Annotated in this window: 14 protein-coding genes and 2 tRNA genes; 8 read left to right on the top strand and 8 right to left on the bottom strand. The window is 65.1% G+C overall.

Features of this window, described 5'->3' with window-relative positions; genetic code table 11:
• Nucleotides 1–122: 122 nt before the first annotated feature.
• Nucleotides 123–398: a PadR family transcriptional regulator gene (locus ACYQ26_RS04300; protein WP_013879332.1), complete on the bottom strand. Its 276-nt coding sequence runs from the start codon at nt 396–398 to the stop codon at nt 123–125.
• Between the two features lie 262 nt (nt 399–660).
• A complete protein-coding gene (locus tag ACYQ26_RS04295; protein WP_013879331.1) occupies nt 661–855 on the bottom strand; it encodes a cold-shock protein in 195 nt (64 codons plus the stop codon).
• A gap of 476 nt (nt 856–1,331) precedes the next feature.
• On the opposite strand from ACYQ26_RS04295, the gene ACYQ26_RS04290 reads away from it, so the two are divergent.
• The 3 genes from ACYQ26_RS04290 (at nt 1,332) to ACYQ26_RS04280 (ending at nt 4,238) form a co-directional block, all read left to right on the top strand.
• The gene (locus ACYQ26_RS04290) at nt 1,332–2,057 is read left to right on the top strand and encodes a queuosine precursor transporter (RefSeq protein WP_459807356.1); all 726 of its coding nucleotides are present in this window, start codon (nt 1,332–1,334) and stop codon (nt 2,055–2,057) included.
• Between the two features lie 88 nt (nt 2,058–2,145).
• The gene (locus tag ACYQ26_RS04285; RefSeq protein WP_459807353.1) at nt 2,146–3,243 is read left to right on the top strand and encodes an aminopeptidase; all 1,098 of its coding nucleotides are present in this window, start codon (nt 2,146–2,148) and stop codon (nt 3,241–3,243) included.
• Between the two features lie 380 nt (nt 3,244–3,623).
• The gene (locus ACYQ26_RS04280) at nt 3,624–4,238 is read left to right on the top strand and encodes a DUF309 domain-containing protein (RefSeq protein WP_459807350.1); all 615 of its coding nucleotides are present in this window, start codon (nt 3,624–3,626) and stop codon (nt 4,236–4,238) included.
• A 307-nt stretch (nt 4,239–4,545) separates the two neighbouring features.
• On the opposite strand, the gene ACYQ26_RS04275 is transcribed toward ACYQ26_RS04280, so the two are convergent.
• Both ACYQ26_RS04275 and azf read right to left on the bottom strand, forming a co-directional pair.
• A complete protein-coding gene (locus ACYQ26_RS04275; RefSeq protein ID WP_459807347.1) occupies nt 4,546–4,749 on the bottom strand; it encodes a DUF7333 family protein in 204 nt (67 codons plus the stop codon).
• Between the two features lie 53 nt (nt 4,750–4,802).
• Nucleotides 4,803–5,546, bottom strand: a complete 744-nt coding sequence (azf, locus tag ACYQ26_RS04270) for an NAD-dependent glucose-6-phosphate dehydrogenase Azf (protein ID WP_459807344.1) — start codon at nt 5,544–5,546, stop codon at nt 4,803–4,805.
• A gap of 138 nt (nt 5,547–5,684) precedes the next feature.
• Here azf and ACYQ26_RS04265 point away from each other — a divergent pair, with 138 nt between their 5' ends.
• Nucleotides 5,685–6,059: a dihydroneopterin aldolase family protein gene (locus tag ACYQ26_RS04265; RefSeq protein ID WP_459807343.1), complete on the top strand. Its 375-nt coding sequence runs from the start codon at nt 5,685–5,687 to the stop codon at nt 6,057–6,059.
• Nucleotides 6,060–6,226: 167 nt separating this feature from the next.
• Nucleotides 6,227–6,685: a DUF5790 family protein gene (locus ACYQ26_RS04260; RefSeq protein WP_459807340.1), complete on the top strand. Its 459-nt coding sequence runs from the start codon at nt 6,227–6,229 to the stop codon at nt 6,683–6,685.
• Between the two features lie 97 nt (nt 6,686–6,782).
• Here ACYQ26_RS04260 and ACYQ26_RS04255 read toward each other — a convergent pair whose 3' ends face one another.
• Nucleotides 6,783–7,526, bottom strand: a complete 744-nt coding sequence (locus tag ACYQ26_RS04255; protein ID WP_459807337.1) for a creatininase family protein — start codon at nt 7,524–7,526, stop codon at nt 6,783–6,785.
• A gap of 147 nt (nt 7,527–7,673) precedes the next feature.
• Between ACYQ26_RS04255 and ACYQ26_RS04250 the strand changes: the two genes are divergently transcribed.
• Nucleotides 7,674–8,021, top strand: coding sequence for a DUF5789 family protein (locus ACYQ26_RS04250; RefSeq protein WP_459807335.1), 348 nt, complete (start codon nt 7,674–7,676; stop codon nt 8,019–8,021).
• Nucleotides 8,022–8,051: 30 nt separating this feature from the next.
• Here the strand turns inward: ACYQ26_RS04250 and ACYQ26_RS04245 are convergent, their stop codons facing one another.
• The gene (locus ACYQ26_RS04245) at nt 8,052–10,016 is read right to left on the bottom strand and encodes an ABC transporter ATP-binding protein (protein ID WP_459807332.1); all 1,965 of its coding nucleotides are present in this window, start codon (nt 10,014–10,016) and stop codon (nt 8,052–8,054) included.
• Between the two features lie 75 nt (nt 10,017–10,091).
• The gene (locus ACYQ26_RS04240) at nt 10,092–10,583 is read right to left on the bottom strand and encodes a DUF192 domain-containing protein (RefSeq protein WP_459807331.1); all 492 of its coding nucleotides are present in this window, start codon (nt 10,581–10,583) and stop codon (nt 10,092–10,094) included.
• A 60-nt stretch (nt 10,584–10,643) separates the two neighbouring features.
• Between ACYQ26_RS04240 and ACYQ26_RS04235 the strand changes: the two genes are divergently transcribed.
• Nucleotides 10,644–10,717 (top strand) — tRNA-Val (locus tag ACYQ26_RS04235).
• A 600-nt stretch (nt 10,718–11,317) separates the two neighbouring features.
• On the opposite strand, the gene ACYQ26_RS04230 is transcribed toward ACYQ26_RS04235, so the two are convergent.
• The gene (locus ACYQ26_RS04230; RefSeq protein ID WP_459807330.1) at nt 11,318–11,764 is read right to left on the bottom strand and encodes a DUF7344 domain-containing protein; all 447 of its coding nucleotides are present in this window, start codon (nt 11,762–11,764) and stop codon (nt 11,318–11,320) included.
• 226 nt (nt 11,765–11,990) lie between these two features.
• Here ACYQ26_RS04230 and ACYQ26_RS04225 point away from each other — a divergent pair.
• Nucleotides 11,991–12,064, top strand: a tRNA-Phe gene (locus ACYQ26_RS04225).
• The last annotated feature ends 210 nt before the right edge of the window (nt 12,065–12,274 follow it).

The raw sequence follows: 12,274 nt of genomic DNA, 5'->3' as shown, positions 1-12,274 counted from the left end.
AGCTGACGGATCTCCACGAACGACGCGCTACCGCGGCCGTGTTCGGCGCTGCGCCCGTCGGAGCGCGTTCCGGAGGCCGTCGAGCTACACCAGCTAGAACGGACGGCGAAGGGACATCAGGATCACTCCTCGATGTACTGTCGTTCCCACTCGCGGCGCTCCTCGATCGCCTGTACCCCCTGATCGCTGATCTCGTAGTAGTTCGTCCGACGATCGAGCTGTCCCTTCTCGACGAGTCCCTTGTTGACGAGGGTGTCCAGGTTCGGATACAGTCGTCCGTGATTGATGTCGGCGCTGTAGTACGACTCGATTTCGTCTTTGACGTCCTGGCCCGACGGCTGGTCGGCGCCGGCGATGACGTACAGGAGATCCCGCTGGAATCCGGTCAGATCGTCCATGTTTCACCCGTGTGATCACACCAAGAGAGCGACTATTTGTTATCTATGGCGTATCAGGCCCCTGCAGACGGTTTCAAGCGGACTAATACAGCGTTAGACCGCGTACTGGGCGTTTCCGGTATCGTAATAACTCGTGTTCGTGACACGACGGACCGGCGCTCGAGCGGGCATCGGTCGGTCGGCCAGCGTCGTCACTGACGCGGTAGCGTCCCAAAAAACGAATTCGTCCGCTGAAACCCGTTACCGAACGCGAAGCACCGTGTTACAGGCGGGTGACGTTGGTGGCGCGGGGGCCCTTGGGGGCCTGTTCGATGTCGAATTCGATCTCTGTGCCTTCTTCGAGGTCCGGGCCGCCAACGTCTTCCATGTGGAAGAATACGTCCTCGTCCGCGTCCTCAGTCGAAATGAAACCGTAACCGCCTGTGTCGTTGAAGAAATCAACGTTGCCTTTCGCCATTGCAACCGTACGGACCGGGGCCACACGTATAACAGTTGTGCTACGGTTAGAATTCTGAAAGAAATACAATTTTCGGTAGAACTGGGCAAACGGTACTCGGGCGGAGCGAAATCGGTCGGAAACGATCGTATTCGAACTCGATACGACGCCGTTACTCGCTCCAGCGATCGGCCGTCGTCCGTCCGCGAGCGGCGTCCGTCGCGACGCTCGAGCGAGTTCCGGGCGTGGCGTCGATTCGTCCCGAAAGGGGAGGCGGCGATACGGGCGGTGATGGCGGCGATTTCGGAAGTGGCCAATCGGTCAGAAACCACCCTCGATCGAGCGGGGACGAACGGGTCCGCGTTCGATCGGTCGGTCACGATCATCGCTCGATCATCGTTCGGCCACCCTTCGATCCGCACTCGAGAGTAACGACGGCGTACTCGAGTCCGACTCGAATAGTATCGTTTAGGTGTATCCGACTGCGAGCCGACGATATGAGTCACTCACGAGCCGGTTCCGCGCCGACGGTCGCGCAGGTCGCGCTGATCGGCCTGTTCGTCGCGGCGCTCGTCACCGCCCAGCTAACCGCGTCGAAGGTGCTCGCGTTCGAACTACCCGTTGCGCTGCCGATCACGGGCTCGCAGCTCGCGCTGCCTGGCGCCGCGCTCGCGTACGCGCTCACGTTCCTCGCGAGCGACTGTTACACGGAGCTCTACGGCCGCCGCGCGGCCCAGATCGTCGTCAACGTCGGGTTCCTGCTGAACTTCGTCGTCCTCGCGCTCGTCTGGTCGACGATCGCCGCACCCGCCGCGCCCTCGAGCGTCGATCCCGCCGCCTTCGAGACGGCGCTCGGCGCGTCGACGAACGTCGTCATTGGGAGCCTGTTGGCCTACGTCGTCAGCCAGAACTGGGACGTGATCGTCTTCCACCGCATTCGGGAGGCGACCGGCGCGCGGATGCTCTGGCTTCGCAACATCGGCTCGACGGCCACCAGCCAGGCGATCGACACCGTCATCTTCGTCTCGGTCGCCTTCGCGATCGCACCCACCGTGCTCGGCGTCGGCGCCGTCCTCCCGACCAACGTTCTCCTCTCGTTGATCGTCGGCCAGTACCTGCTGAAGTTCGCGATCGCGGTGCTGGACACGCCGATCGTCTACGCGATCGTCTCGCTCGTCCGCTCGCGGGAAGGAATCGCAGCCGACGACGCCCACGCCGCCTGATTTTCCGGCTCGATTCGATCCCGCTTTCGCGGCCTGCGGCCTCGTTCCGAACGGAGAGCGTTTAGTGGCGCGCTCGAGAGGAACGGGTATGGACGAACGCGTCCGCGAACACGCCGAGGTACTGGTCGACTGGAGCGCTCGCGTCGAGGAGGGGGACGACGTCGTTCTCTCGGTCGGACCCGACGCCCACGAACTGGCCGTCGCCGTCGCCGAGACGCTCGGCGAGCGGGGCGCGAACCTGCTCGCGACCTACGGCTCCGGGGAGATCACGCGCGCCTACCTGCGGGCCCACGACGGCGACTTCGACGAGAACCCGGCCCACGCGCGCGCGCTGTTCGAAAACGCGGACGTCTACCTCTCGCTCGGCGGCGGCCGGAACACGAGCGCGACGGCCGACGTGTCGAGCGACACCCGGAAGGCCTACGGGAACGCCCGCACCGAGATCCGCGAAGCCCGCTTCGACACGCGGTGGGTCTCGACGGTCCACCCGACGCGGTCGCTCGCCCAGCAGGCCAACATGGCCTACGAGGAGTACCAGGAGTTCGCCTACGACGCGATCCTCCGCGACTGGGAGTCGCTGGCCGAGGAGATGGCCCAGTTGAAGGACCTGCTCGACGACGGCTCGGAGGTTCGGCTCGTCTCCGGGGACACCGACCTCACGATGGCGATCGACGATCGCACTGCGGTCAACAGCGCCGCCTCGGTCGCCTACGACTCGCACAACCTCCCCAGCGGCGAGGTCTTCACCGCGCCCTACGCCACCGAGGGCGAGGTCACCTTCGACGTCCCGATGACGCTGCGCGGCGAGGCCGTCCGGAACGTCCGCCTCGAGTTCGCGGACGGCGAGGTCGTCGACTACGGCGCCGAGCAGGGCGCGGACGTGATCGGCGACATCCTCGAGACCGACGACGGTGCGCGCCGCCTCGGCGAACTCGGTATCGGGATGAACCGCGGCATTGACCGCTACACGGACAACATCCTGTTCGACGAGAAGATGGGCGAGACGGTCCACCTGGCGCTCGGCCGGGCCTACGACGCCTGCCTCCCCGAGGGCGAGTCGGGCAACGAGTCGGCGGTCCACGTCGATCTGATCACCGACGTGAGCGAGGATTCGCGGCTCGAGATCGACGGCGACGTCGTGCAGCGGAACGGGACGTTCCGGTGGGAGGACGGGTTCGAAGGATAGCCTCGGCCGGCGACCGATATTGAGCGACGCGAGCGAATGAATTCGGTTAGACGGCAGTTACGCTCGGCGTTGCCGGCACCTAGAGGCGGAACCCGGCCCATACTAATGGGCGATATCGCCGTTTCGTCGAGTACCGCCTTGACCGGTGGCGGCGAATAACCGGTCGGGATGCTCGGCGTCCCGCTCCCCGTTTCGACAGTTGTCTGCCCGCCCCGCCGGAGGCGGCACGTATCCGGCATTTTTTATACCCCGTCCCCACCCCATCCGATCCCCGTCGACGGCGACGCAGTACCGCGTACGGTCGGCCGCGGAGGACGCTTCGCGCGGGCGCAACCGTAGCCGTCCGTGACGTTCTCGAGTCTCGAGCCCCAACTGCGGATATGCGCGAGTTGCTCCGGGCCGGCGCCGCGATCTACAACGACGGCCGCTACCACGCCGCCCACGACGCCTGGGAGGACCGGTGGCTCGAGTGCGAGGACGGGACCGACGACGAGCGGCTGCTACACGGACTGATTCAACTCTCTGCAGCGATCCACCACGCCCGCGACGGCAACTGGGAGGGCGCCGTCGGCCTGGCCGAAAGCGCCGGCGAGTACCTCGAGGGGCTACCGGCGGACTACCGCGAGCTGAATCTCGAAGCGGTCCGCGCGTACCTCGCCGCGCTCGCGGCCGACCCGGAGGTGATCGAGCGGCGCCCGCCGGTGCGCCTCGAGCACGAGGGGACGACGCCGCGACTCGCGGACCTCGCGTTCGGGCCGACCGCGATCGCGGCCCCGATCCTCGCCGACGAGCTGGGGTTCGACCTGGACCCGGTCGAGCAGGCGCGGGAATACGCCGAACGGGATCTCGAGCAGGGTGCGGACGACAGTCAGTTCATCACGCTGCTGTTCGACTTCGTTCGCGAAGCTGCACACCGCGGGATAATCTTTCAACGGCTGACCGACCACGTCGGACGTCGGCAAGCGAAGGAGGAAGACGTCGAGGGGCTGTTTTAGCGCGAGTGCGAGCGCAGGCGGAGAATCCAGTACGTTTTCGTATTCGAGACCGAATGTTCGGACGAACCATGTCCGACTTCGTTTCCGTCACGTGCGAACAGTGTGGAGACGAATTCAAGGCCTATCCCGACGCCAACGCGGCGCAAAAGGAGTTCTGTAGTCCCGCCTGCGAACTCGAGGGATAGTACCGTCCGACGGTAACGAACCGTCACCGAACTCGCCGCTTCCGTTTTCGGTCGGTTCCCGTCGATCCGTTCACCGGGAGGCGCGACTGCGCCGTCCGAGTCCGTCGACACCCGGCGGACGCTCACTCGAGTGACGCTCTCGCGGTCCTCCCGCGGTACGTGCCATACATGACGCCGAGCGTGAACACGATCGCGCCGAACGACAGGAAACTCGCGAGAACGATCAGTACGGCGTACGTCGGCATCGGACTCGCGGAGAATAGCGCCACCAGGATTCCGATCGTCGCGAACAGTCCAAGCACCGTCTGTCGACCGTTCAGTTCCATGCGCTCCCGTCGACGGACGAAACGATATCGATTGCGGCTGTTGGTCGGGCCGGTCAGTCGTGGCGCGCGGAGTTGTCCTGCGGGTCGTAGCCCAGCACCTCTCGAGCGCGCTCGAGGGAGTAGTACTTGCGGTCGTTGTCGGAGATGCCGTAGACGATCTCGTAGCCGTAGTCGGCCGCGATGCAGCGATCGAACAGGTGCGCGCAGTCGCGGTAGGAGAGCCACATCGCCTGTCCGCGCTCATAGTCGATCGGCGGGTGGTCCTTCGTGAGGTTACCGATGCGGACGCAGACGACCGACAGGTCGTACTCGTCGTGGTAGTACCGTCCGAGCGACTCGCCCGCGGCCTTCGAGACGCCGTAGAGGTTGCCCGGCCGGGGCAGTTCGGTGCCGTCGAGCAGGTAGTCGTCGTCCGCGCGGTACATCTCGGGCGTACGCTCGTCGGTCTCGTAGTGGCCGACGGCGTGGTTCGACGACGCGAAGGCGACCTTCTCGACGCCCGCGTCGACGGCGGCCTCGAAGACGGTCTGAGTGCCGTCGATGTTGTTCGTCAGGACGCTGTCCCACGGCGCGTCCGGACGCGGATCGCCGGCGAGATGGATCACGGCGTCGACCCCCTCCATCGCCTCGCGGACGGCCTCCTCGTCGGTGATGTCCGCGACGACGAACTCGCCCGGGTAGTCCTCCGTCGGCGGGTCCCGATCCAGCAATCGCCACTCGTACTCGTCCGCGAGGCCGCCGAGGATGGCGTCTCCGACCCGCCCCGCAGCCCCCGTGAGCAGGACTGACTGTGCCATTCGTTGTTGGGTGGAAGGGAAAGCGGCGATAAGTACCATGCGGTTCGGCGGCAGTGCGACCGGCGCTGACACGCGTCCCCGACCGGCGGCCTCGAGCGGACCGGAATTCCCTTCCCGGCCGCACGCGAGGGGTCCCGTATGGCAGACACCGCGCCGACCACCGCCGAAGCCGCCTGCTTCGAGGCCGGCATCAAGTTCGGCACGCTCTACCACCAGTTCGCTGGCACGCCGCTGTCGCCTGACAGCGCCGCGAGCATCGAGACCGCCATGGAGGAGGCGATCGAGAACCAGCCCCACTGTACCGACGTCACCGTCGAGGTTCGGCGCGACGCCCTCGAGGCGGAACTCGCCGACTCGGCGGCCGACTACACCGAACTGACGGGCCGCTTCCTCGAGGTCGAGATCGTCGTCGACTACGAGGACTGCGAGGTCGTCACTCGGATGGAAATGGAGGACGGCTACCCGCTGATGCGGGTGGTTTCGGTTCGCGACGCGGACGCCGACTCGAGCTAATACGCCGCCGATCGGCCGACGGGCGACCGCTCGGCCGTCGGTCCGATCGCCCCTCGAGAAGCCTTTCGAAATCCATCCGCAGTTCGGCGCGTATCGCCCCTCAAGGGCCCGGTTTCACTTTCACTTTCGGGCGACCTTTTAACCTCGGGCCCCGCAAAGGTGGTGACATGAGCCAAGCGACGTTCGGCGACGACGAGGAACTGTTCGGCGAAGCAGCCAACGAGATGCGCGAGGACGTCGAATCCTCGCTGGCCGAGGCCTGGGCGGCGCTGCCCGACGCCGACGACGTCTGGGAGGCCGACGCCGACAACGTGCTGGGCGTGCTCAACGGGCTCAACTCCGCACTAGACGCAGGCGACGCCGAGGATCACCTCCGCGACGCCAAGAAGTGGTTCACGATGGGCCAGCGCGCCGACGCGTTCGAGGACGCCGACGACCTCGAGGAAGAGATCGCCGACCTCGAGGAGGCCATCGAAGATATCTCCGAGGCGGGCGAGCAGGTGGGCGAACTCACCTCGACGATTCCGGCGCTTCGCGGAACGCTCGAGGGTGCAGGTCCGAGCGACGATGCGGACGCAGAGGATGAGGCGGAGGCCGAGTCCGAAGACGACGAAGACGAGGAGTAATCCCGCTCCGACCGACGAACGACACTGTATCGGACCACCGTTCACCAACTACTTCACCTGCACCTGCTCGAGCGTCCTGTAACGGCGTCGACTGTGACTACCGGCGCTCGGGTCGTGAGACGTCGCGCTCGGCGACCGCCTCGAGCAACCGCACTAGCGCGTCGGCCGCCAACTCGAGCAGTTCCTCGCCACGCCGCGCGTCGCCCTCGTCGGGGTCGCCGACCACCCCGTTTTCCGTGAACTCCGCCGAATCGTAGGCCAGATTCGCATAGCTGACCCACTCGCCCCACCGATCGGCGGCGCCGGCCTGCGCCTCGTCCATGCGGTCCTCGCGGACCAGGTCCGGCTCGAGGTGCCGGAGGAGGCTCGTCTCGAGGGGGCCGCCGTGGCCCATGTCGCTCGAGTGCTCGCCGACGGCCTCGAACCAGGTGAAGGGGACGGCGTAGGCGTCGGTGTCGTCGCTGCGCGTGATCGTGCCGCCGACCTCCCGCAGCGCGTCGACGTTGCCGCCGTGACCGTTGACGATGACGATCCGATCGAAGCCATGGAAGGCGAGGCTCTCGACGGCCTCGCGGACGTAGTTTCGGAACGTGTCCTCCGAGACCCACATCGTCCCGGGAAACTGGCGGTGCTCCTCGGCGATGCCGACGGGGATCGCCGGCGCGCGGACGACCTCGTGGTCGATCCGGTCGCAGCCGGCGTCGGCGATCGCTTCGGCGGTTACGACGTCGGTTCCGAGCGGCGCGTGGGGCCCGTGCTGTTCCGTGCTCCCGACGGGGACGACCGCGAGATCGGTATCGCAGTCCCGAACGTCCGTCCACGTCGCGGTGCGGAGATCCATGCGGGAGTACTCCGAACGCGCGGACATGAAACCGTCGGTGACGTCGGTTGCAGCGCCGCGCTCGACCGGCCAATGGGCAGCAGTCGACGCCCGTCCGTGGCGAACGCAGGGTCAACCCGTTTCCGCTCCGTTGACGTATTCCCGGCCATGCCAGACGAAGACCGCGAACTCGGCGTCGAACTCGGCGACCTCGGCGACGAACTCCGAAATCAGGAGTATCCGATCAGCCAGGACGACCTGCTCGAGAAGTACGGGGACGAGGAGGTCGGCATGGGCGGCGAGGAGACGATGACCCTCGAGGACCTCATCGGCCCGATGAACGAGGACGAGTACACCGAGTACAGCGAGGTCGAGCAGGCGATCATGACCATGGTCAGCGACGACGCGATCGGGCGGAAAAACTACAGCGACCGCACGCCGCCGGCCTCGGGCGAACAGCGTCAGGACGAGGGGGCGCCGGAGCAGGGCGGCCAGGAGGAACAAGAGTCGTTCTAACGGAACGTCGGTCGCCGACCGCGACCGTCGTCAGTCGTCATCGTCACCGACGTCGGCGTCCACTTCCGTCCGCGCCTGTCGGCGCTGGGCGCGCTCGATGAACTCCTGCGGTAGCTCGTCGATTTCGCCGGCCTGAACTCCCCAGAGGTGCGAGTACAGACCTTCGTTGTCCAGCAGTTCCTCGTGGGTGCCGCGTTCGACGATCTCGCCGTCCTCGAGGACGAGGATCTGGTCGGCGTCCTTGATCGTCGAGAGGCGGTGGGCGATGGCGAAGGTGGTCCGATCCGCGGCGAGTTCGTCGATCGAGCGCTGGATGAGCATCTCCGTCTCGGTGTCGACGTCGCTCGTCGCCTCGTCTAACACGAGGATGTCGGGGTCTTTGAGGATCGCCCGCGCGATGGAGATGCGCTGGCGCTGGCCGCCCGAGAGTTTGACGCCCCGTTCCCCGACTTCGGTGTCGTAGCCGTCGGGGAGGTTCTGGATGAAGTCGTGGGCCTCGGCCATCTTCGCGGCCTCGACGACGTCCTCGCGGTCGGCGTCGAAGGTGCCGTACTTGATGTTCTCCTCGACGGTGCCGTAGAACAGGAACGTGTCCTGGCTGACGTAGCCGATCGAATCCCGCAGGCTCTCGAGGGTCACGTCGCGGATGTCCTGGCCGTCGACGGTGATCGCGCCCTCGTCGACGTCGTACATCCGCAGGAGGAGTTTGAGGACGGTCGACTTGCCGGCGCCCGTCGGGCCGACCAGCGCCAGCGTCTCGCCGCCCCGAACGGTAAAGTCGATGTCGTCGACGATGCTCTCCTCGTCGTCGTAGCCGAACGTGACGCGGTCGTACTCGACGCGACCCTCCGTCACCTCGAGGTCGCTCGCGTTCGGATTCTCCCCCACGAGGTTCGGTTCGTCCATCAGGCCGAACATGCGCGCGGAGGAGGCGCGGGCCCGCTGGTACATGTTGATGATCTGTCCGAACTGCGCCATGGGCCAGATGAACCGCTGCGTGTAGAGGATGAACACGACGAACTCCCCCTCGCTCAGCGTGCCGGTGAAGGGGCCGGGCGGTCCCTGGAAGACCCACAGGCCGCCGACGAGGAACGTGACGACAAAGCCGATCCCCGCGAGGACGCGCAGCCCCGGGAAGAACTTGATGCGGGTCTCGATGGCGTCCCAGTTGGCGTCGAAGTAGTCCTGCGAAACGTCCTCGACGCGCTCGGACTCGTACTCCTCGGTGGTACTCGACTTGATCACCTGGATCCCGCCGAGGTTGTTCTCGAGGCGGGAGTTGACCTTGCCGACGGTCGAGCGGACGGCGGCGTACTTCGGCTGGATGATCTTGACGAACAGGTAGGTGAAGCCGGCGATCAGGGGCACCGGCAGTAGGGCCACCAGCGCGAGCTGCCAGTTGTAGGCGAAGAGGATGACGCCGATGCCGACGATCATCACCGCCATCCGGAACAGGGAGTTCATCCCGTCGTTCAGGAATCGCTCGAGGCGGTTGACGTCGTTCGAGAGGATCGACATCATCTCGCCGGTCTGCTTGTCGGCGAAGAAATCCATGTTCAGCCGCTGCATCTTGTCGTAGGTGTCGGTGCGGATGTCGTGCTGGATGTTCTGGGCGAAGGCGTTAAAGCCCCAGTTGCGGAGCCAGTGAAAGGTTGCGCCGAAAAAGAAGGCGCCGGCGATGACGCCGATGGTCAGGTAGAACTGTCCGAGCTGCGTCGCGGGGATATACGGTTCGACCAGGCTGCCGCCGAAGGGCAGCGCACCCGCGTAGCTGTCGACCTCGTTGCGAAACACCGCGTCGAGCGCGACCGCCAGCATGACCGGCGGCAACAGATCGAGGACGCGAGCGACGATGCTAGCAAGGATGCCGACGATCGCGGGAAACGCGTAGTCGCGCCCGTACTCGAGGAACAGCCGCTTCATCGGGTTCTCGATCTCCTCGCGCTGCTCCTCGAACGGGTCGTCCTCGTCCCAGTCGACGCCGCTCCCGCTCATCGAGCCGACTTCGGGGGTCCGCACCAATAAGGATTGCTACGAATCGAAACAATTCAGCCCGGTTCAGCCGCGTTGTTACTCGTACTCGATCTCGACCGCGTCGCCGACCGCCATGCCGGTCTCGTTCGCGTACCCGCGGGGCACTTCGAGCACCCACTTCGCCCGGCCGGTGTACCGCAGGTCCTCCCCGTCCTCGCCGGGTTCGGGGGCACGCGCGTGTTCGATGCCCGTAATCGTGCGGTCGGCGCCGATGAAGACGATGTCGATGGGGAAGTCCATCTCCCGCATGACGTACGTGCGCTCGCCCTCGCTCGAGTGGATGAACAACATGCCGCGGCCCGGCTCGAGGGAGTCGTGCTCGCTCAGGCCGGTGTACCGTTCCCGGCGGGTATCAGCGACGGAGACGTTGACGACGGCCGTCGGCTCGCCGCCATCGCCGAGCACGCGGACTTCGCCGCGGTCGGCGTGCCAGGGCGCGGAGACGAAACCCGCCTGTACCAAAACGACGCCGACGAGCAGAACGAGACCGACGGCGAGCAGCGCTTGTCGGACGCGCTCGAGTGCCATATCGGAACTGCGCAACGAGAAAGTAAAGGTTATTCGGACGGCGGGATTTGGTTCGAATGCGGGCTCGTGGTCTAGCTGGTCATGACGCGGCCTTTACAAGGCCGAGGTCGGTGGTTCGAACCCGCCCGAGCCCACTATTTCTGTCGCGAACAACTCGCGAGCGACGGTATCGTGATGTGAGTGGCGGTTCGAACTACGGAACGAGCGAGCAGCAGCGAGCGAAGTTCAGGTGGTTCGAACCCGCCCGAGCCCATTTCTGAGACGAACGATAGTGAGTCACAGAAATGTATCCGAGGGCGGGTTCTAATCAGGGAGGAGCTTGCTCCGACCGTGGTTCGAACTCGCCCGAGCCCATTTCTAGTTCAAACCAGCCCGAATCGTTCCGACGCCCCTCGAGCACGGTTACAACGCTGCCAGTGCCGGACGGAGCGCGCCGGGACCGCATTCAACGGCGGCATACTGGGTCGCGAGCGTGACCCAGCCGTGTCGGCTAATCGGGTAGTAATCAGGTGTAACATCGCGACGGCGGCCGTTTCAGGCGGTTTCAATCTACAGGACACGTTCGGAATCCGGGAACGAAGTATCGTCTCCCTTCCTATCGCAAGCAGCGGTACAAAAGCGAGCAGCCAGACCCTCCGATACGGCCTCGAGCCGGTAACTCCCACCCTCGAGTCCACCACCATCCGCTCGGCTATCCTCCCCCGATCGCACGCGGCGTGCGATCGCCGACCGTCTTACTGCTTGAGCCGCGCGACGTTCTCGCGGATCGAGCTGAAGAAGCCATCGCCGGATTCGGCCTCCAGCGCCGCGTGTAGCGTCGAGTTCTCCGGTTCGTCCTTGACGACCACGCGGAGGTACGGCTCGAGTTGCTCGAAGTTGTCCGCGAGGACGACCGTGTGGTTGTCCTCGTCGTGATCGACGACGCCCGCGTCGGCCAGTTTCGGCACGTGACACTGGACCGACGAGACGTAGACGCTCTTGTACTCGTTTTTCTCGACATCGTCCGGGTGGACGTCGTGTTCCCAGCCGGCGACCTGCTCGGCGAGGGTCGAGAGTTCGATCGGGTCCTCGCGACCCCGGAGCGCGTAGAGCAGGTACCGCCGACGCCGATTCGCGAGTAACTCGAGGATGGTGTCGGCCGAAAGCTCTTGCGCCTCCTGGCTCGAGGTAAGTGCTTCCATAACACGATGTTACTCCCCGGTGCGGAAAAGGGTGTCTTGAATATCCGCAAATCCGACAGGCGCTCGCTAATCGAGAGAAACCGGAGCCTATGGAGAAATATACAGGTCGTTTATCGGTTCCTCGAGACCGGGATATCGACGTGGTATCACGGCACCCGTGGGAACGAGTCGAACGGCGCTTCCGATTCGAAATCCTTTTTTATATCATCGACCGAGGCATGAGTAAGCCGCCTTAGCTCAGACTGGGAGAGCACTCGACTGAAGATCGAGCTGTCCCCGGTTCAAATCCGGGAGGCGGCATTTCTCTCGCGAACGAATTCGTGAGCGACGGAAATGGTATTCTGAACGGTTTGTAACCCCAGAAGTCGCAGCGGGAACGCAGCGAGCACTCGTCTTCTATCGGCTCGAATTCGGGGGCGGCATCCCGACTTTACCCGGCCTTACTCGAGGGGTCGCGAGAAAAACTCGTGGTCGATCGTAGCGATGGGTCCTGCCTGCAGGCAGCGGACG

It is taken from the genome of Halopiger thermotolerans (assembly GCF_054654555.1).
This window is presented reverse-complemented; position numbering and strand designations above follow the sequence as displayed.